General features: G+C 40.4%; 16 protein-coding genes. 3 read left to right on the top strand and 13 right to left on the bottom strand.

Annotation, left to right across the window (positions count from 1 at the left end; translation table 11 throughout):
* Positions 1-270: 270 nt before the first annotated feature.
* The 6 genes from JWP71_RS06815 to JWP71_RS06790 form a co-directional block, all read right to left on the bottom strand.
* A complete protein-coding gene (locus tag JWP71_RS06815; RefSeq protein ID WP_299498130.1) occupies positions 271-2,574 on the bottom strand; it encodes a tyrosine-protein kinase family protein in 2,304 nt (767 codons plus the stop codon).
* A gap of 44 nt (positions 2,575-2,618) precedes the next feature.
* The gene (locus JWP71_RS06810; RefSeq protein WP_299498128.1) at positions 2,619-3,386 is read right to left on the bottom strand and encodes a polysaccharide biosynthesis/export family protein; all 768 of its coding nucleotides are present in this window, start codon (positions 3,384-3,386) and stop codon (positions 2,619-2,621) included.
* A 251-nt stretch (positions 3,387-3,637) separates the two neighbouring features.
* Positions 3,638-5,476 (bottom strand): glutamine--fructose-6-phosphate transaminase (isomerizing), encoded by a 1,839-nt coding sequence (glmS, locus tag JWP71_RS06805; protein WP_299498127.1) that lies wholly within the window; start codon positions 5,474-5,476, stop codon positions 3,638-3,640.
* Between the two features lie 184 nt (positions 5,477-5,660).
* Positions 5,661-6,464, bottom strand: coding sequence for a phytanoyl-CoA dioxygenase family protein (locus JWP71_RS06800; protein ID WP_299498126.1), 804 nt, complete (start codon positions 6,462-6,464; stop codon positions 5,661-5,663).
* Between the two features lie 23 nt (positions 6,465-6,487).
* Positions 6,488-7,558, bottom strand: coding sequence for a GNAT family N-acetyltransferase (locus JWP71_RS06795; RefSeq protein WP_299498125.1), 1,071 nt, complete (start codon positions 7,556-7,558; stop codon positions 6,488-6,490).
* A gap of 275 nt (positions 7,559-7,833) precedes the next feature.
* Positions 7,834-8,712 (bottom strand): glycosyltransferase family 2 protein, encoded by an 879-nt coding sequence (locus tag JWP71_RS06790; RefSeq protein WP_299498124.1) that lies wholly within the window; start codon positions 8,710-8,712, stop codon positions 7,834-7,836.
* A gap of 862 nt (positions 8,713-9,574) precedes the next feature.
* Between JWP71_RS06790 and JWP71_RS06785 the strand changes: the two genes are divergently transcribed.
* Complete coding sequence (locus tag JWP71_RS06785) at positions 9,575-11,389, top strand: AAA domain-containing protein (RefSeq protein ID WP_299498123.1); 1,815 nt, start codon at positions 9,575-9,577, stop codon at positions 11,387-11,389.
* Between the two features lie 100 nt (positions 11,390-11,489).
* Here JWP71_RS06785 and JWP71_RS06780 read toward each other — a convergent pair whose 3' ends face one another.
* On the bottom strand, positions 11,490-11,762 hold the full coding sequence (locus JWP71_RS06780; protein WP_299498122.1) for a hypothetical protein: 273 nt from the start codon (positions 11,760-11,762) through the stop codon (positions 11,490-11,492).
* A gap of 348 nt (positions 11,763-12,110) precedes the next feature.
* On the opposite strand from JWP71_RS06780, the gene JWP71_RS06775 reads away from it, so the two are divergent.
* Positions 12,111-12,395, top strand: a complete 285-nt coding sequence (locus JWP71_RS06775) for an RNA-binding protein (protein ID WP_299498121.1) — start codon at positions 12,111-12,113, stop codon at positions 12,393-12,395.
* Positions 12,396-12,650: 255 nt separating this feature from the next.
* Positions 12,651-13,778: a glycoside hydrolase family 130 protein gene (locus JWP71_RS06770; RefSeq protein ID WP_299498120.1), complete on the top strand. Its 1,128-nt coding sequence runs from the start codon at positions 12,651-12,653 to the stop codon at positions 13,776-13,778.
* Between the two features lie 177 nt (positions 13,779-13,955).
* Here the strand turns inward: JWP71_RS06770 and JWP71_RS06765 are convergent, their stop codons facing one another.
* The 6 genes from JWP71_RS06765 to JWP71_RS06740 are packed head-to-tail and all read right to left on the bottom strand — an operon-like array spanning position 13,956 to position 21,073.
* On the bottom strand, positions 13,956-15,164 hold the full coding sequence (locus JWP71_RS06765) for an efflux RND transporter periplasmic adaptor subunit (RefSeq protein WP_299498119.1): 1,209 nt from the start codon (positions 15,162-15,164) through the stop codon (positions 13,956-13,958).
* Positions 15,157-16,416 carry an efflux RND transporter periplasmic adaptor subunit gene (locus JWP71_RS06760; protein WP_299498118.1) on the bottom strand — a complete coding sequence of 420 codons (1,260 nt, stop codon included), beginning with the start codon at positions 16,414-16,416 and terminating at the stop codon, positions 15,157-15,159. The genes JWP71_RS06765 and JWP71_RS06760 overlap by 8 nt, the downstream gene beginning before the upstream one ends.
* Entirely contained in the window at positions 16,391-17,620 is a 1,230-nt protein-coding gene (locus JWP71_RS06755; RefSeq protein WP_299498117.1) for a TolC family protein, read from the bottom strand. Before JWP71_RS06755 ends, JWP71_RS06760 begins: the two co-directional genes overlap by 26 nt.
* On the bottom strand, positions 17,620-19,512 hold the full coding sequence (locus tag JWP71_RS06750; RefSeq protein WP_299498116.1) for an efflux RND transporter permease subunit: 1,893 nt from the start codon (positions 19,510-19,512) through the stop codon (positions 17,620-17,622). Before JWP71_RS06750 ends, JWP71_RS06755 begins: the two co-directional genes overlap by 1 nt.
* The gene (locus tag JWP71_RS06745) at positions 19,509-20,783 is read right to left on the bottom strand and encodes an efflux RND transporter permease subunit (RefSeq protein ID WP_299498115.1); all 1,275 of its coding nucleotides are present in this window, start codon (positions 20,781-20,783) and stop codon (positions 19,509-19,511) included. The genes JWP71_RS06750 and JWP71_RS06745 overlap by 4 nt, the downstream gene beginning before the upstream one ends.
* A 44-nt stretch (positions 20,784-20,827) precedes the next feature.
* Positions 20,828-21,073, bottom strand: a complete 246-nt coding sequence (locus tag JWP71_RS06740; protein WP_299498114.1) for a heavy metal-binding domain-containing protein — start codon at positions 21,071-21,073, stop codon at positions 20,828-20,830.
* Positions 21,074-21,134: the final 61 nt, after the last annotated feature.

Below are 21,134 nucleotides of genomic sequence, written 5' to 3'. Positions count from 1 at the left end.
TAGAATAACGGTGTTTGAATGAGGGCAATAGCTTCGCCATATCACTTACATGACAGTTTTAGCTACATTTAGAAAAATTGATTGAAAATGGCCGGAGCCGGATGAAGAAAAACTTTTAAGCCTTTTTTATTCAGGAATTATAATTGTTAATATTGGCTTATAATTCTTCTTCAAAATTTATTGCATTGTTAAAAGATGTATCAACGCGTAATAACACCAGCGCTTACCTCTTTTATTATTGGTACTATAAATTATTATACAAGTTGGTTATTATACAGCAGTGGTGACCGAATAACCATACCTTCCATAAGTATAGCCCGGGCGGTTCTCGCTTTTTGCATCATTAAGAACAACCATCAGATTTTTTAACTTTTCATTCTCATGAATATCTTTAAGTATATCCAGTTGTTCTGTATTTGTATAATTGTAGCGCACCAGGTAAATGCTTAAGTCGGCATTTTTTGCCAGGCTAAAGGCATCTGCTACCATGCCAATAGGCGATGTATCAACAATTATATAATCAAACTTGGTCCTTAATATATCAAAGAGCTGATCTACCCTCTTGCTGGTAAGCAATTCCGCAGGATTTTCAGGCATTGAGCCGCAACCCATTACGTATAGATTATGCGCACTATCATAAGGCTGAATATTTAACTCTTCGGTATTGCCTTCTAAATAATTGCTAATACCATTTTGTTGAGAAAGTCCCATTTTTTTAAGCAGATCCGGGTTTCTCAAATCAAATTCCATAATCAATACTCTTTTATTAAGCAATGCAAGTGTTAGCCCGAGGTTTATACTGAAGAATGTTTTTCCCTCACCTTTCATACATGAGGTTACAAGCATCACCTTGTTTTGCGAATGATTATTTAAAAAGCCAAGGTTTGTACGTATATACCTAAAAAGCTCTGTTATAGTTGACGTACCGCCACTTTGAATAGCGATGTTTTTTTTAAGATCGCAATGAGTTAATTCGCCAAGTATTCTTATACCATTAAGTTCTTTAAGGCTTGTTGTATCTTTAACTTTCGAGCTAAATTTATCACCACCGTATATCATAAAGGCGGGTAAAATAAGTCCTAAAATACTTCCATATAAGTACATTAATGGTTGTTTTGGATATTCAGGGTTAGTATTGTAGGCCGGTTTATCTACCATTTGTGAGGTTGGTATTGTTGCAGATAAAGAAAGTGCAGTTTCTTCGCGTTTTTGCAAAAAGTATTGATAAAGATTGGTTTTAACGATCTGTTCTCTGCTACGTTGCAACAACCCTCTTTCGAGTGCAGGTACCGATTGTATTCTGGATATATACCGGGCTGAGTTCTTTTTCAGTTGATTATTTTCAATTACAAAACCTTTTTTAATATTTTCAAGGTTCTCCATAATATTTAAACGTAACCCGGATATTTGGTCGCTAAGATTTTGAACAAGCGGATTACTCAAATTCGCGCTGTGCAACATCCTGTTTCTTTCAATCTGTAAGTCATTAAACCGGCCTATTAATGTATTTAATACCGGATCTTTCAGCCCCATTGTACTTGGTACAACATTAAACTGATTATTGGTACTACTTAAATATGTCGAAATGGAATTTGCTATACCCAATTGAACTTCGGATGTTTCAAGTAGCTGACCATATTCTGCAGACTTAGTTAGATTGATTTGCGTACCGGCAGTTGCGTCAATAGCATAGTTTTGTTGCTTGTAGTTTTCCATGGCGCTTTCGGCTACAGACAGATCCTGCTCCATGGCTTTCAAACGTTTATCTATAAATATGATGGTGTTAACTGCCATTATATTCTTTTTTTGAACGTTCTCAATATTATAAGTATTGATAATGTTTGTAAGTATATCCACTCCCCGTTCGGGTACAGCATCATTTAAACTTAAAGTTATTGTACTAGATTCTTTTATAACCGGGTTAACTTTTAACAAGCCCGCGCTATATGATGCTGCCATTTTATTGAGGTTGTTAAATCGTATATAAACGGGTTCATTACTGGTTGAAAAGGCCGCCCCTTTATTTACCATAATATTATAGTCGTCACGTTGTATTGGATATCCATATTTGCATACCCATGTCTGGCTACCCTCTTTTAAAAGAAAAGTGCTATCAGACATATTTAACAGGCTTAGCTCTTTTAAATATGCAGGTTTTTTCAGCTGGTTGATAGAAACCAAAAATGGAGCTTCTTTGTTATATAACTCGCGGGTTTTAAAACCATCCTTCTTAAAATAACTGGTTTGCAGATTTAACTTGCTCAGGGCGTTATATATTAAATCTTTTGATCGCAGTATTTCTATTTCATTATCAGCGGTTTTGGTTTCCTGGAACATATTAAGATCGCTAAACGCAGTTGATTTAAGTATACCGTCGCCTTTTTTGTCATCGAGGATAAGTAGAGTACTGCTCACTTTGTATATCGGTGTTGCATTATCCAAATAAAACCATACTCCGGCCAGGCACATAACAAGTGCTATTAAAAACCAATACCATTTTTTCACGTATGGCATAATTTTTTCTTTATAATTATCAGGGCGTGTTGCCGGATTTAAAACAAATTTGGTATCCATGGCTCTTAGTTTTAACATTTGTCAATAATTTGATTACTTAATTGTTATCGTTTTAATACTACTGCTGCCAAAACTGCCAAGGCAGATATTGAGGCTATAATCAACGGCATTAATCGAGTATTTTGGCTATACTCAACGGCTTTTGACTTATCGGGCTCGACGTACACAATATCATTTTGCTTGAGATAGAAATAAGGTGAATCAAATGAATCTTTGTTGTTAAGATTCAGTCTTTTCAATGTTTTATCGCCTCCTTCATTACGTATAACCAATACGTTATCTCTTTTGCCATATACGGTCATATCACCGGCCATGCCAAGCGCTTCAAGTACATTTACTTTTTCATTTGTTATAATAAAAGTTGAAGGCTTATTAACTTCACCTATTACCGTAATCTTAAAATTCACTATCTGAACATCTACCAATGGATCCTTTACTTTTTTACTTAATTCAAGGGTGATCGCTTTTTGAGCTTCTTCAATATTCATTCCTGCAATTTTAAAACCACCAATTATTGGGAGGTCTATCAAACCATCTTTATTTACCCTGTACCCATCAATTTTTGCTGGTGCATACAGTGCATATAGTGCGCTGTTTTTATTTAAAAACAAATTATCTGATTCAGGGCTAAGGCTGTGCATGGTAATGTTAACCATGTCATTTGGCGCAATATGAACCTCCTGATTTTTAGGATTAGCAACCGCCCCTGTATTTGCCAGGTTACTAAAATATACAAGGTCTCTTCTTGACGCGCACCCGCTTGCAAACAATAGGGCAAAAGCGCAGCTGCAATAAAATGTTTTAATATTCATTGGGTTAAGTATAAAAGGTGAGTGACTAAACATATTCATATGTCAAATGTATATGTTTGATTATCAATAAAATACGGCTTTTGTAGATTGGAATTAAAATGTAAAAAGGGAGAAATTTATTTACACTTAATGTAAAACAGGAAGTAGGGGGTTTTACAAATGCTGTAAAAAACAATGTGCATAATAAAACTTTAATTGCAAAACCAATAACGAAACAGACAAAAGAACAACCAGAAAAAGCAGGCAAATACTTATTCAACCGTAACCGATTTGGCCAGGTTACGTGGTTGATCAACATTGCAACCTCGCATTACAGCAATATGGTATGCCAGTAATTGTAATGGTACTGTGGCTATCAATGGCAAAAATGCCTCGTCAGTATCAGGTATCTCAATATAATAGTCGGCCATTTCTTTCACTTGCGTATCACCTTCGGTAACGATAGCGATTATTTTTCCTTTACGGGCCTTAACCTCCTGGATATTACTGACCACTTTTTCGTATGACGAATTTTTAGTTGCAATAAAAACAACCGGCATTTCTTCGTCAATAAGCGCAATGGGGCCGTGTTTCATTTCGGCAGCGGGATAGCCTTCTGCATGGATATAAGAAATCTCTTTTAATTTTAACGCCCCCTCTAGCGCTACCGGGAATCCACTTCCCCGCCCTAAGAATAGGCAGTTTTTGGCATCTTTGATCTGAAAAGCAATATCCTTTATCAGCTCGTTTTTTGCCAAAACCCTTTGTATTTTATCCGGAATATTATTCAATTCAGTTAAAAGACCAGTTAATTCTGTTGGCTTCAGAATCCCTTTTTGCTGAGCGATATAAAAAGCGATGAGGGTTAAAACCGTTACTTGTGCGGTAAAGGCTTTTGTTGATGCTACACCGATCTCTGGGCCCACATGTGTATACACTCCGGCATGAGTAATCCTCGGAATTGATGCACCTACAACATTGCAAATACCAAAAATTGTTGCTCCCTTTTCTTTTGCTATCTCAATGGCAGCCATGGTGTCGGCTGTTTCGCCCGATTGCGAAATGGCAATAATCAGATCGCCTTTATTAATGATTGGATGACGGTACCTAAACTCAGAAGCGTATTCAACTTCAACCGGAACCTGCGCAAATTCTTCAATTAAGTACTCCCCCGCCAAACCTGCATGCCACGAAGTGCCACAGGCAACAATAATAATCCGATCTATGTTTTTTAACTTCTCTGCATATTGTTTAATTCCGCCCAATTCAACTTTTCCTTCTTTGGGGTAAAGGCGGCCTCGCATGCAATCTGTTAAAGAGCGGGGTTGCTCAAATATTTCCTTTAGCATAAAATGCTCAAAACCGCCTTTTTCAAGCTCCTCCAACTTTAGTTCAAGCTCTTGTATTAAAGGTATTTGCACTACGTTATCGAGGTGTTTTATTAAAAGCTGGTCTCTTGTTATTAATGCTATTTCATTATCTTTTAAATAAATAACTTTTTTAACATACTCTACAATAGGTGTTGCATCCGAGGCTATGAAGTATTCACCAACGCCAACACCTATAACAAGTGGGCTGCCCTTACGTGCTGCAATTAACTGGTCTGGGTTTTCCCGGTCTAAGATCACAATGGCGTAAGCACCTATAACCTCGTTCAGCGCAAGCCTTACGGCCTCCACAAGGTCGGTTTGCGCAATATTTTGTATCTCTTCTATTAAATGAATCAATACCTCTGTATCGGTATCACTATCAAACTGATGCCCGCGACTTAAAAGATCTTCTTTTATTGTGGCATAATTCTCAACTATGCCATTGTGAATGATGTGCAGACGTTTGTCGTTCGAAGAATGCGGATGCGAATTATGGTCGGATGGTTGGCCATGCGTTGCCCATCGGGTATGTCCTATTGCTATCTTACCACTTTTGTCTTTACCATCAGCAAAGTGTTCAAGTGATGTAACCTTTCCGGCTTTTTTATAAACATTAAAACCTAAATTATTTATAATTGCAATACCGGCGCTATCATAGCCTCTGTATTCCAGCCTGTTCAATCCCTTCATTACTATTGGCCATGCATCGCGATACCCAATATAACCTACAATTCCACACATAAAATCTGATTAATTAACTAAAAAAACTTAAAATCATTTAGGCATGATGAAAAAGATCACCATTTGAGGTTTTAAAACAAAACGATTGTTACTGTTAAAATTTACTGGAATGAGGAGCAGTTTTAATTACGGGCTTGTAAAAACGCTGTTGCTCTTACAACTGATGGGGTGAGTTTCCTTTAAATTAACCTTGCCCGGGCTGGTACATCCTTTTTTCAACCGGCTGATAATATTCATCCAGATTTTCAGGTATCCTGGCATTATAACCTAAAACTTGCCTCAAATTCTCATCCAACCCCTCGCCAAAAGCGTAGCCCAAGGCCCTGGGATAGTCAAGTTGTGGTTTAAAAAACGGACGGGTAAATGCCATGGTTAAAGCCCGCCTCGGGTTTTCTGTATAATTCTTACCTGCTGCATGCCATAAATTCGCATCGAAGGCTATAATACTGCCTTTTTTAACTACGGCACGATCAGCATTGTTGTAAAAGAAATCATCATCCGGCTTTTCTTCCTGCTTATGCGAGCCCGACAAAAAATAGGTGGCGCCGTTATCGAGTGTGAAATCGTCAAGAATAATCATGAGTTGGATCATCAACTTAAAATCGCCTGTAAAGCTCCTGATATCGCGGTGTATGTTTTGAACATATCTGCCCGTTTTTTTTACGTTTATTACTGCGCCCAACGAATTTAAAATATAGTTACCTTTTAAAAAATGCCTGATCTGATCTGCACAATACTTTTGCTTAAGAAACTTCAATGTAAATATATCCTTTTCAACCAGGTGATGAAGAGTCCCATCCATATTGGCTGCTATTCCGTTATTTATTTGAATTTTGCGCCTTATTTCATAAAGCTTGGCCAGCGAATCGGTTATTTCTTTCAAAAAATCAGCATCAACAGCATCTTCATAAATGATCCAGCCATGATTACTAATAACCTGCTCAAAAGTGGCAAGGTCAGCCTCCGAATATTTAAATTTATTTTCCATGTTACCGAATTTTATTAGCGTGATTAATTAGCTACCGTTTCAATGTTTGAAATGTATGGCTGGGTATTTCTTTTTGGTTGCCGGTATAAAGGGAAATATGTGGATTCTGTGTCTATCTCAGTTCCGGCTTTTGCAACAATGCTATTATATGCTGCGTGGTCATTAATGTAACACCAGATACGGTCTGTCACCTGTAAATCTGAAAAATACCTTTTGAACATAAAGAGCGAATCCTGTTTTCCGCTTACTCCACCTCCGAGATGAAATATCTTCTTTCCCAGCCTTCTGCCAATCATGCTTATCTCATCTGTTAGCAGTTTACTTGGCGACTCTTTCAAATAGTCTGGAGATGTTGCTGAAAGATGATTTCTGATGATATTGTCAGATAGCAGAACAATGGCTCCGCAAATAAGCTCCGTTCCGTTATAAATAAGAAGTAGTTTATTATTATAACCTTCCAGATCAAGTATATCGGTAAAATATCGCTCACTAAGGTAATAGCGTGAAGCGGCATTTAAACGATCCATATTTTTGTGATAGATATCAATAAAAGCTTTAATCTCATTCAAACCGGTGGCCTCTTTAATTGTATAACCTTGTTCCCGCAATTTTCTTATTTGCCTGAAAAGCCTTTTATCATACTTTTTTTGTTGGTCTTCAACAGAAATAGTAAGGTCCATATATAGTGTTGTGCCATTTTCTTGCACACCGCCTAAGCTTTCCAATAAGTGTTGCTGTTTAATAAAGGGATGAAGCCTTGAAAATATACAAACAGCATTTTCTTCTTTCATAAATTTCATAAACGCGGTTTTAAAATTGGCCATTATGCGTTTTGACACATCAGCAAAATCTTTATTTGATATTGGCCCACAGTAACCATATACTGACGTCATATCGCAATATGCAGACTTTTCAATTTTCCTTTTTATAACCGGCAATGCAATAAATAGATCATTTTCCTGATATACGAATAATAGCGACTCGCCCTCGTCATTTAAGGAATGATACATCCATGAATGAAAAATATCATGAAAAACAGACCTGTTTACATAACTATCCCACTCTTTTCTTTTTTTAATTGCAAAATACCCCATAAAGTTTAGTTTAATTTAAATAGAACTTAATAACGCGTTTTTAAAAATTAGTTCCCCTGTGAAGTAAGCAAATGAGCAATAAACCTATACCTATTTAAATGTTGTCACTGTACTGTACCATGTACACGTTGGTACACCCTGGTACACCCCAAAATTATAATACACTAAAAATCAACCACATTGAATGGTTACCAATAAACTTGCTTTTAATTTAATAACATTTTGATGTAGGCTTAGTTATCTCCTTAACAGGTATATTGAATGCCTTACGAAAATTAAGATACCGACAGAGGGTTAAAAAGGTATTTAAGGGTGTTATAAGCTTTGCGTATCCTTAATCGCCGCAGCTCAAATAAAATATCTCTTTTCAAGTAGAGTAGTAATAGTTTTACTTTCTGGGGCCATTTGTAGCTAAAATGTCTGATGATAAGATTAAAATCACTAATCACCATCTCTTTCCGCGCATCAGTTTTAACCATGCTCCATATACCGCCAACATGATTCCGATAACAGCTCATCACCTGGGGCATCACATATATTTTAAGACCGGTATTGTATGTCGCAAATATCTTCAACAGTTTATCTACAGCAAAAATGTTAAAGTACCATGGTTTATAAAATAGCTGGTTCACCTCCGGAATATTACGGTATACTACTGTAGCTGTTTTTGTTTCTGTTTGTTTGCCTGTTAATAAATCATGATAGGTGTGTACTAATGGTACAGGGTGGGGCTCAACATGCAAAGTATTATAATCTTTATCAATTACCCGTGTATAGTGACAGCACATAACATACCCGGAGTTATGTTCTAAAAAATCAACTTGTTTTTGTAGTTTGTATGGATCTGTCCAATAGTCGTCACCATCGCAAAGCGCAATATATTTTCCTACGCAAGCTTCAATTATATTCCGCATATTCTTATGAGCACCAACGTTCTTATTTCCTGACGTCAACTTGATTTTATCCGGATATTTTTCTTTATACTCCTTTATCACGTCTGTCGCTCCGTCGGTAGAACAATCATCACCAATAACAATTTCGAACAGAAAATTTGTTTTCTGCATTAAAAAGCCCTCAATTGATTCGGCTATGAATTGTTTATGATTATACGTGATACAGCATACACTTACTATCACATCATTCTCTGTTACCATAATTTTAGTTTTTGCTATTTCGGGTTCAATTTCATAAAAGGAGTACCTGATATTTCACCTCCTGACGATTGTTGGGGCCTAAATCAATAACCTTATTTTTAACAGTTTGCAGGGGCTTTTTTGTAGGGAAGGGCTATAAAATGAAATGCGATGCGTCATCAGGGAACGGCCGAACATGGCTTCGCTACCTCACTTACATTGCTGTATTCTCTTGAAAGATGAACATTTGGGGTGCCGATATTTATCGTTGTTCATTGTATCAGCAACAAATTGATTATTGCTTTTGATATATCAAAGATAATATGTTGATATACAATATTTCAAGACATTGGGCGAGTTGCTCTTAACTTGTAATGTACCGTTGATTTTTTACGTTTATTGTGCAGATATATTTACAAAAGCTGTAAAAAACAAGTTTTATTATAACACAAATCCTAATAATATTTCCTGGAAGTAGGCAAAAAAACCGGCAAATATTTGATTTTCCGGTGCTGTTATGATTTAACGATTCACCAATCAGTATCTTTTTATATCAATAAAGGCAACGGCATCACCGCCAATCGCAGGCGCCAACCGTTGACAGTCGCCTTTTTATGGTAAAAATTATAAATTTGCCGGCAAGATCAAACCTTGGGTCTAAACAGAAATTAAAAGCGATACGAAAATATACTTTCAGGAAAAAACTGAATATACAGCCGATCATTCATAAAATAGAAAAGCTAATCACGACGGTGGTAGAGACAAACAGGTGAATCAGAAAATAGCAAAATTACTTAAAGTAACAGTTCATTTAACTAAACTCATCACACTGATTATAAATTCAGTATTACTTAAAATTGCGAAATTCGCAATGAAATAAACCATGAGTTATTTTAAACAACAGTCAGAACTATTAGCCGCCGAACGCGCGGCTGATGAGGCGGCATTCTCCGGCCTGACCGCCGGCACCGGCGCGGCACAGCGGCGGGCATTGGGCCTGAGCTGGTACCCCATCGCTATCCGTAACACCGAACCTGCTCGTGGGGATTATCTGAGTGTAGAGGTAGAACGCACCACCCATAAAGAGTTGTCGCATCAAATTCGTTTTGGCAGCTCGGTCGCTTTGTTTTCCAACCATGATAGTGCAGACCGGGTAAATGGTACAGTCACGTATATTGGCGGTGACCGGATGAAAGTGACATTACTAACAGAGGAGCTGCCCGATTGGGCCAGCGGCGGAAAACTGGGCATCGACCTTTTATTTGATGCTTATAGTTATGACGAGATGCGGAACGCGCTAAAAGCAGCAGAACGGACTGATAGTCATCTGGTTCGCGTGCTTACCGGAAAGGCAAGTCCTGTATTCGTTCCAGCCAGTTACAGCAACAATAATTTAAATAGTTCTCAGGAAGCCGCGGTCAGGAACATACTCGGGGCACAGGATCTCGTTATTGTGCACGGTCCGCCGGGCACCGGTAAAACCACCACATTAGTAGCGGCAATAAACGCTTTGATAGAATGTGGTGAGCCGCAGCTCCTTGTGGTCGCTCCCAGTAATACGGCGGTTGACTTATTAAGTAAGAAATTGTCAGATACCGGCCTGAACGTACTAAGGATCGGCAACCCGGTACGGGTGACCGAACAACTGCAAAAACTCACCCTGGATAGCCGTATGGCTAATCATGATCAGGTAAAAGAGGTTAAGAAACTTAAGAAAATGGCTGCCGAGTTCAAGAACATGGCGCATAAATATAAACGCAGTTTTGGTAAAGCAGAACGCGAACAACGCAAGGCCTTGTTTGATGAAGCGCACCGTATTATGCGTGATGTGGCTAAAATCGAAGAGTTTGTAAGCGATGATGTCATTAGCAAAGCTCAGGTTATCACCGCCACACTTGTAGGTGCTGATCATTACACCATCAAAAAGCTGACCTTTAGCACGGTGATCATGGACGAGGCCGGGCAAGCGTTGGAACCAGCCGCCTGGATACCCATTTTAAAGGCGCAGCGCATCGTTCTTGCCGGCGACCACCTCCAGTTGCCGCCAACCGTTAAGTCGCGGCAAAGCGGCTTAACCACTACTCTGCTCGAAAAGACCGCCGCCCTACACCCGGAGGCCGTGACGCTGTTGGCAGAACAATACCGGATGAACACCGCCATCATGGGTTTTTCATCCCTGAAGTTTTACCATAATCAACTCATTGCACACCCAATGGTAGCAAGCCGTTTATGGAAAGCGGACGATAAACCTTTTACATTCATTGATACCGCCGGGGCGGCTTACGAAGAACAAGCAGAAGGCACCAGTATCGCCAACCCAGATGAAGCTGCTTTTATCGTACGTCATATTATGGCTATGAACTATACCGGCGTAAGTATCGCCGTTATAGCGCCGTATAAAGAGCAGGTCAATATTCTGAAAGACTTGTTGTTGGGAGCTTCAGTTGAAGTGAACACCGTAGATGGTTTCCAGGGTCAGGAACGCGATGTGATCTATATATCCCTCACCCGCAGTAACAACAATGGCGTCATCGGCTTTCTCTCCGATTATCGCCGGATGAACGTGGCCATGACCCGCGCCAAATTGAAGCTGGTGCTGGTTGGCGACAGCGCTACGCTGGCACAAACATCATTCTATGCCGAACTGATCGCCTACGCGGAAAGTTTGGGTGGTTACGAGACTGTTTGGGAATATTGATCTCGTCCGGTGCGTAATCCTGTAAAACTTTTTGGCTGACCTTTTGAATTTTCAGGGTTTACTTTTTTATTCCGGGTCGATCAGTAATTAATGGTCTTATTCATAATACTTCCTGGTAATTGATGATAAATTTGGCCAGTTGCTCCTGCTCGGCAATGGCCAGCGTATTCCCGTCATAAATCCAGTAACCTTGCGCGTCAAATAAAATACGACCCAGATAATCCGGCTTTTCATCATAGGCCGTATAAAGCTGGTAGCAAAACACCACGTCCTCAGTTTCGGTATCCAATAAGATGCGTACGACCTCATCCGGGCCGTTTTTACGCTTTACCCAGGCGCGGGCATCGTTAATCAAATGGGCATTATTGTTCATATCGAAAACAAAAGTGGAAAATATTTTGTAATTTTTTCTATAAAATGCTAAAAATATTAGTATAACTTTGTAGCTAGGTTTCATAACCATGTCCGCAACGGGCAGCCGGGCAGTTGGCTACTGGAATGGCATGAGACTGGCTTTGTGCTAGTTGAACCGGTTTTAGAACTAGCAGAAAGGCATGTAGGTTGCGATCAAAGCTATTGGCCCGCAAAAAGTAGCTCGGTATGGCGCCGAAATTATTGGTCTGATTCGAAATTACCTGGAACCGGAAAAAGAGCAAGGGACTTTGTTTTAGCTTAAGAAAACAAAGTCGTATCTTTAAGGTATAAAATTTTTATTAGTTCAATGATCAAATTATTTATCGGCGGCTTTCCATTAGATATGACCGAACTGGAGATTGTACAGTTAGTCGCCTTTTATGCCAATGTTTGCACAATCAAAGTTGTGCGCGACAAAAAGACTAAAGTTTGCAAGGGTTATGCTTTCCTGGAGATAGCCGACCGCGAGGGTGCCGAGCTGGCGATTGCTACGCTTAATGGAACACTACTCGCCGGGCGTGAATTGCGGTTAAGTATCGTGGAAACTGAACCGGCCGGCAATCCGGTTAAACAAAAACGTCGCAGGCTATAAGTGAGTTAATCCATTCTTCGGGCGCTTTTTTTAGCTAGCTCGCAATAGCTTGAGTGATTAACTTTGATATGAAAAATTAACCTGATATCAAAAGAAATGACTAGTATTGATATTAGCCTCAGAAAAAATAACATTTGATACTTATGAAGTAACTAATATAAAAAAGTTTAGGACATGATTGCTAAAACGATTTACACGGCCTGTACTTGGGAAATATCTATAGAGCTGCCATCATTGATCAATTAGCGTCTTAATATGAAAAAAATATATAAAATTATACAATTGGCCTCCATCATTTGCCTGATCTGTAATCAGGTAATGGCTCAGGCAAATAATAATCTGCCATCTTGGGCCCTGGGCCCTTTTATAAGACCGGAAAATGTTAACCCCATAATCTCACCTGATACATTGGGTATATTTTATGATCCAATGCATAGGCAAATGTGGCATTGGGAATCAAACGATACTTTTAATCCGGCTGCTACGGTAAAAGATGGAAATATATATATTCTTTATCGATCAGAAGATAATTCAGGCCAAGGAATTGGCTCACGCACGTCGCGGATAGGAATTGCAGAAAGCAAAAATGGAACAACAGTAAAAAGATTTCCAAAACCGGTGTTATTTCCGGCAGAAGATATTGCGAAGGAATTTGAATGGACCGGAGGATGTGAAGATCCGCGCGTAGCTGTAACAGCCAATGGTACATATGTGATACTTTATACAGAGTGGAATCATAAGGTTCCGCGTTTAGCCGCGGCAACATCCAGGGATCTGTTCATATGGAAAAAAAATGGCCCCGTTTTTAAAGAAGCATATAATGGTAAGTTTTTAAACATGGCTACAAAATCGGCTTCAATAATTACCAGGGTAATTAACAATAAACAGATAATAACTAAAATAAATGGTAAATATTGGATGTATTGGGGCGAAGAACACGTTTATGCCGCTACTTCAGCAGATCTGGTTAACTGGACCCCGTTAGTTAACGGAGACGGCACGCTGAAAATTTTATTTTCACCAAGAAAAGGATATTTTGATAGTCGGTTAACAGAATGTGGTCCGCCTGCTATAATTACAGATAAGGGAATTGTATTGTTATATAATGGTAAAAATGACGCTAATAGTGGCGATAAAAATTATACCTCAAATGCTTATTGTGCGGGCCAGGCATTGTTTAGCCTCACTGATCCAACAAAATTTGTGAAGCGTTTGGATAAACCATTTTTAATACCTGAAGCACCGTTTGAAAAGAGCGGTCAATACCCGGCGGGTACCGTATTTATTGAGGGACTGGTTTATTACCATGCTAAATGGTTCTTGTATTATGGTTGCGCGGATTCGCGTGTGGCTGTAGCTATTTATGACCCGGGTAAACGGTAATTACTGAAAGTCAAGATATTAATTGATTTAATACATTGTGTATAAGCAAGTTAAATCAGGTTTCGTACGCTTTTTTTGGCAATTCACAACTACACGAATAGCGCACAATTTCTTTTTAATTGACATTTTGATGCCGCATTTGGTGCAGGATTGTAGTTAAACTTTTCGCATGCTGATTTACATTTTCATTCCACCCATATTATCATTACCGTTTTTAAAGAACGCCTCACTGTTTAATAAATATGCGCCATTTGTCACTATGATAGTCCCCGCCTCTATGCCGGTCAGCACTTGCACATAGTTTTGATTTCCCGAACCCACCTTGATCATTTTTGATGAAAAACTGCCGTCTGCATTTTTTACCCAAACCTTACTGCCCTTGCTGTCTGTCAGGATAGCGGAAACTGGTACAGCTAAAGAACGGGCACCGCTGCCGCCAATGGAAATATAGGCCAGCATTCCGGGCCGTATCAGTCCCTTCGGGTTGGGGATGCTTACCCTTATTAAATCAACTTTAGAGGCTTCTGATAATTCAGGGTTGACAAATTCTACCTTACCATTTATCACTTGTTCATTCAAATCAGGAAAAGAAACGCTAACCCTGTTATTTTCTTTATAGTTCCCGGCATCGCTGGCATACAATTGTGCTTCTATCCACAAATTATTTAATGCCTGCGTTTTTAATATGGTCATCCCCTCGGTTACATAATCTCCCTCGTGAACCGAAATATCACTAACGGTGCCGCCAACTTTACTCAATACGGTTGTTGTGGCCGATACTTTCCCTGAAGCAGCCAGGTTTTTGATCTGTGTTGCTGATAAGCCCCATAAGAGCAACTTGTTTTCTGCCGAACTGATTAGCTGCCCGTAATCAACATCCGGGTTATGCAACACCTTTTGTTGTTGTTTGGCCAGGAGGTATTCCTTTTCCGCTTCCTGTAAATCTTCGCTATAAATTGAATAAACAGGTTGTCCTGCCACTATTTTTTCACCTACGGTCCTCACGAATAACTGCTGTACCCGTCCGGCTAATCTTGCACTAAGTTCGGCGACGGTATTTTCATTTACGGTTACCGTCCCTGTCAGCATTTTTTCAAGCCCGGTATTTTCATCCCGGACGGTATCCGTCTGAATACCGGCTAACTGCAATTGGGTTGTCGTAAGGGTTATTTTATCCGGAGCGGAACCACCTGTACCCGTAAGTTCTACTTTGATCAGTTTCATACCGCAAATGGGACAATTGCCGGGATATTCCTCATGTACCTGCGGGTGCATGGAACAAGTATAATAGGCTTTACTTTGCTGCCTGGCTACCTGCTGCGGTTTTTGCTTGCAGGCGGTAACCACTAAAACTAAGAGCAGCACTACTATTTTTAATTTATTCATGGCTTTGCGTTTTAATAAAGCTTTCGCTATCTGTTAAATATTGGGCATTTGATGCCAGACTATCGGTAATAGCCAAACCCTTTGTAATTTGTATTTCATTACCATTTGCTAAACCTGTACTAACCTGGTGGGCCCGGTAGGCTGCGCCTTTTTTCAGCCAGACAATTTGTGTCCGGCCCAAATCAACCAATGCAGACCGGGGTATCCATAAGCCATTTATTTTCCCGGTTTGGATCTCGGCTTTGACCAGGCTGTTTACTTTTAGGTTGTGATCCATATTATCCAGATAAACCCGGATACGCGTTGTTTTATCGCCGCTCTGTAAAACAGGTTCAATAAAATTCACCTTTCCGTCAAGCATTTTTCCCGGCAGATCGGGCAGTGTAATTTTAGCCGGCAGGTTTAATTTTAAAGCGGCGATGTTAGAACGGTCAATCTTGATAATGGCCCATAGCCTATGCGGATTAACTACGTTAAACAAGGTTTGTCCCTTTTCAACATAGATGCCCTCTTTGATGGTTAATGGTAAGTTATTTGTAAAATCTGCAACTGCTTTTGTTTCTGTGGTTCCTGTCATTTGGCTATGCGCCACATCATGCACATGGCCATCATAAGGACTGTAAACCGGCAGGCTGTAAAACGGCTTCCCTATTTTAACAATCTGGTTAACCTGCTCATTGGTCATTCCCTGTAATAGTAGTTTTTGTTTTGCCGCATTGAGCAACCCTGTTTCCTGAGGTGAGTTTTTACTGATGTATAGCAAATCCTGTTGGGCTGTTACCATGTCCGGGCTATAAATATCAAAAATGCGCTGCCCCTGATGGATTTCCTGGAAAGCAAATCTGATGTATAGCTTTTCAATGCGTCCCGAAAAACGGGATGCGATATTATTAAATGTGTGCGCATCAAAATCCAAATAACCATCTGCCAAAATATGGGTTTGTATTTCCTTTTGTTCAGGAACAATAGCGTTAACCGTTGAAATGACCGAAGAATTAACCGGCTCTAAAACAGTATTTAAACTGATACCTGCGCCCTCACTAGCCTGGCCCGATTTTTTCACTAAGGTCATACCACATATAGGGCAGCTACCCGGATGATCTTCCAATATCTGCGGGTGCATCGGGCAGGTATATTTTACTTCGCTTTTTGCCTGAACGGCAACAGACGCGGGTTTTGGATTGGAGCAGGCACCGAGTACCGCTAAAAAGACCGATAGGATAATTTTAATTGCTTTCATTTTCCCTTTCATAAGCTACCTGTAAGGTTAACAATTCCTGTAAGCGGTCTAAGGCTTCCATACGCAACATCTGCAAACTTTTGATGCCGTCTAAAACTGATGGCAAGTCTCCGGTATTCTGGTCGTAAGCCAGCAACGCCGTTTTGTAACCGTTTTGCAGAGCAGGTATGATATTTTGATCGTAGTTTTTCAACTGTCTTTTCTTACTGCTCATATCAGTTCGCAATCCTGCCAGTTGCCCTTGCACCTGATTGAGTATAGCTAACTTTTTTTGCTGTAATTCTTCTATTTCATAGCTGATACCCTTCAGGTTGGCCTTGTATTCTTTTGAGGCCCATGGAACAATAGGTATCGTTACCGAAGCCATGAGAATATATTGGTTAGCCATGCCACCGTAGCTAAGCATATGCCCGGCCTGCACACCAAAATCAGGTTTGCGCTTACTGTATTCCATTTGGGCATTCAATTGCTGCAAATCAATATTCCGGCTTATTCCTTTAATATCACTGCGGTTACCGGCCAAGCTGGATGTATCGGTTAATGCGGTTGTATAATCTTTTACAACAATATTCGTATCAACCGTAAAAGTTATTTGCTTATCCCGGTTCATTAAAGTATTCAGCATAATATTCTTTTGGCTGATCTCATTATTGAGTTGCTCACGGGTATTATCCAGTTCAAACAACTCTGCTTTGGCTTTGTAAATATTGGGTAGTTTTTCCTTACCATAGGTCAGCCGTATATTAGCGTCCCTGAGCATATATTCAAGCAAGTTTTGCGTATGCTGTAACAGCGCCAGTTTCTTTTCCAACACCACCCGTTCGTAATAGTATTGTTTTGCCTGGGCGATCAATTGATTTTTAAGGAAGTTTTTATCTTCGGCCGTTGCCCTGGATAAGCCTTTCATATAATTTTCCTTTGCCTTTAGCTTTGCAGGGTTACTAAACATTTGCTCTGCCTGTATCATAAAGGAGCCACCATTCGGATTAAGCTGATACGGAACCTGGTACTGGCCTGCACTCACCTTTGGCGCATCCAGGCTTTTTGCACCGGTTGCGTAAGCATCCTGAGCGCTGGCCTTTGCATCATAAACCATTAAAGCAGGATTAGCGCGAGTACGGGCTAAAACGCTGTCTAAAGGCAAGCGCTGTGCTTTGGCTGATAAGCCTGCCATACAGAACAGCAAGCTAACTATAATTTGATTTCTTGTTTTCATTACTCCTTTACCTCCAATACTTCCAGCTTACCATGTTTTTTGAGTTCGTATTCTTTCACCATTAAAAAGATGAGCGGGGTAACCAGTAAAATATGGGTGGAAGAAGTTAAAACCCCGCCAATCATCGGCAGCACAATAGGCAGCATGACATCGCTGCCCGTACCAGTGGACCATAGGATAGGCACCAGGCCAAATAAAGCCACGCAAACGGTCATGAGTTTTGGCCTTAACCTTTTTACTGCACCGTTCATCACATATTCGTGCAGGTCGGCACGGGTAATTGTAGCTGCCGAGTTTCCTTTAAGCGCAACCAATTGTTGCATGGCATCATTGAGGTAGATCACCATTACAATACCCGTTTCAACCGCTATGCCAAACAGTGCTATAAAACCAACAGCTACGGCAACCGATAAGTGTACACCGAAAAAATACACCATATACGCGCCGCCTATCAGCGCGAAGGGTATAGAAATAAGGCTGAAAAATGCTTCACGTATGGAATGAAATGCAAAATATAAACAAGCGAAAATGATGATCAGTACAATAGGCAAAACCAGCTTCAATGTATGCTCGGCGCGTATCAAGTTCTCATACTGCCCGCTCCATTCAATAAAATACCCTTTAGGTAAAGTTTTAACCATGCTGGTTAGTCGTTTTTGGGCTTCATCAACGGTACTTCCTAAATCCCGGTCGCGTACATTAAACAAAACCGTGCCCCGCAATAAGGCATTTTCCGATTGTATCATAGCCGGGCCATCATTGATCTGAATATCGGCGACGGATGATAAAGGTATTGGTCCGTTATTGCTGGTTTGAACCAATGTATGTTTGATCGCGTCCAGGCTGTTCCGGTAATCCTGCGCCAGGCGTAGGTTGACACTAAATCTTCTGCGCCCCTCAATAGTTGGTGTGAGGTTCATCCCGCCCAATGCGCTCTCCACAACTTCGTTCACATCGTCAACACTCAATCCATAACGGCCAATAGCATCTTTGTTTACTTTTATATCCAAATATTTACCCCCGGTAATCGGGTCAACATAGAGGTCTTTTACACCGGCAATACCCTGCAACTCCCTTTTCATTCGGGTTGATAAAGCATAAATGGTATCCAGGTTTTGCCCGTAAACTTTTAATCCAACGTCGGTACGGATACCGGTCGAAAGCATATTGATACGATTTATGATGGGCTGTGTCCAGCCGTTTACTACACCGGGTATTTGCAATTTGGCGTTCAACTCGTTAATAATGTCTTCCTTTTTGATGCCTTTACGCCATTCATCCTTTGGTTTTAGCAGAATGATGGTTTCCACCATATTAACAGGCGAATTGTCAGTTGCTGTATTCGCCCTGCCAGCCTTACCTAATACATTTTTTACTTCAGGTATACTTTTAATAATCCTGTCCTGTAGCTGTAAAATCTGTTTTGCCTCCGAATTGGAAACATCGGGCAGGGTAACCGGCATAAACAGGATGGTTCCCTCATCTAATGGCGGCATAAACTCCGTACCCAGGCTGAGTAATAACGGTACACTGATTAATAAAGCAAGAATGTTAACACCGATAGTGGTTTTGCGCCAGGTCATGCACCAGTTCAATAAGGGATGATATACTTTTTGCAAAACCCGGTTCAGGGGGTTATGGTCATCCGTTCTTAATTTACCTTTAAGGAAAAAAGAGATGAGTACGGGTGCAAGCGTTACCGCAAGAATAGCATCAATAGCCAGAATAAAAGATTTTGTCCAGGCTAATGGCCCGAATAGTTTACCCTCCTGGCCTTCCAATAAAAATACAGGGAGGAACGAAGCAACGATAATGAGTGTAGAGAAAAACACGCCACGCCCTACTTGTTTACAGGATGCTTCTATAATTTTAATTCTTTCTGCTGTGGTCATGACCTTTCTTTTTCTTGTGCAATTGCCAGGTTGCGGTGTGAGTTTTCGACCATCACGATGCCATTATCAACGATCACCCCGATGGCTAAAGCGATTCCGGTCAATGACATGATATTGGAACTGATACCAAAGGCATTAAGTAAAATAAAACTGGCCGCAATGGTGATCGGTATTTGTATGATGATGCTCAAAGCGCTTCGCCAACTGAATAGAAACAGGATAACAATAATGGACACTGTTATCATTTCCTCGATTAAGGTATGCTTTACAGAGCCAATTGCGCTTTCTATCAGTTCGCTCCGGTCATAAGCGATCTTGAATTTAACTCCAGGTGGAAATCCCTTCTCTATATCGGCCATTTTATCTTTTACAGCATGAATCACTTTATCTGCATTTTCCCCGTAACGCATCACCACGATGCCGCCAACAGCTTCGCCCTCTCCATTCTGATCGAATATGCCCAGGCGCAGGTCACCGCCCATTTGAACGGTTGCAATGTCTTTTATTGTTACCGGAATAGTGCTAATCACCCCAATAGGAATATTCTCCACGTCCTGTAAACTTTTGATATAACCCAACCCGCGCACAATATAACCGGTGCCATTCATTTCAAACTTGCGGCCACCAACGTCGTTATTATTGCTTTTTACAGCTTTAAGCACCTGCGATAATGGTATGTTATAATAGTTAAGTTTATGTGGGTCAATAGTGATCTGGTATTGTTTTTCAAAACCTCCAAAGGATGCGACTTCACTCACACCGGAAACTGTTTGCAAACCTAATTTAACATACCAATCCTGTAAAGCACGTTGTTCGCCCAAATCCATTCCTTTGGCATCAAGTGTGTACCACAGAATATGACCAACACCAGTGCCATCCGGCCCAAGCGTTGGAGTAGTGCCCTGTGGCAATAGCCGTTGTGCATAGTTCAATCTTTCTAATACCCGGCTTCGTGCCCAATATATATCCGCTTTGTCATCAAATACAATGTAAACAAAGCTCATCCCGAACATTGAAGTCGCGCGTATGGCTTTTACTTTTGGGATGCCCTGCAGGTTACTCACCAACGGATAAGTTACTTGGTCTTCCATGATCTGCGGGCTGCGGCCCTGCCACTCCGTAAATACGATCACCTGGTTCTCTGACAAGTCGGGAATGGCATCGATCGGGTTTTGCTTAACCGCATATACTCCCCATGCAAAGAGGATTATAGCGATCAGCAGCACGATATACCTGTTCTTTAGGGACAGGGAAATAAGTTGATTAATCATCTTAATTGCTTTAATCAGCCCCGCATAAAGCGGGGCTGATAGTTTTACATTTTCATGGTTGCCGGTTTCTTTTTGGTATCAGTCTTTTTTACCAATGTCATACCGCACTTCGGGCATTTACCAGGCTTGTCCATCACCACTTCCGGGTGCATGGTACAGGTATATTGTACTTTTGTAACAGGTTTTACCTTTTGGGTTTTAGTGGTATCAGATACCATGGTTGAGTGAGCAGCGAAAACGGTCGCCGCTGAAAACAAGATGGCAATAGCCATCAGCATTACTTTTTTCATGATGTTAAAGTTTGAAAAATGGATAAATAACACAGGAAAAACCTATGCGTGATTATGAATT

This window comes from Mucilaginibacter sp. (genome assembly GCF_028287845.1).
Taxonomy (GTDB): domain Bacteria; phylum Bacteroidota; class Bacteroidia; order Sphingobacteriales; family Sphingobacteriaceae; genus Mucilaginibacter.
This window is presented reverse-complemented; position numbering and strand designations above follow the sequence as displayed.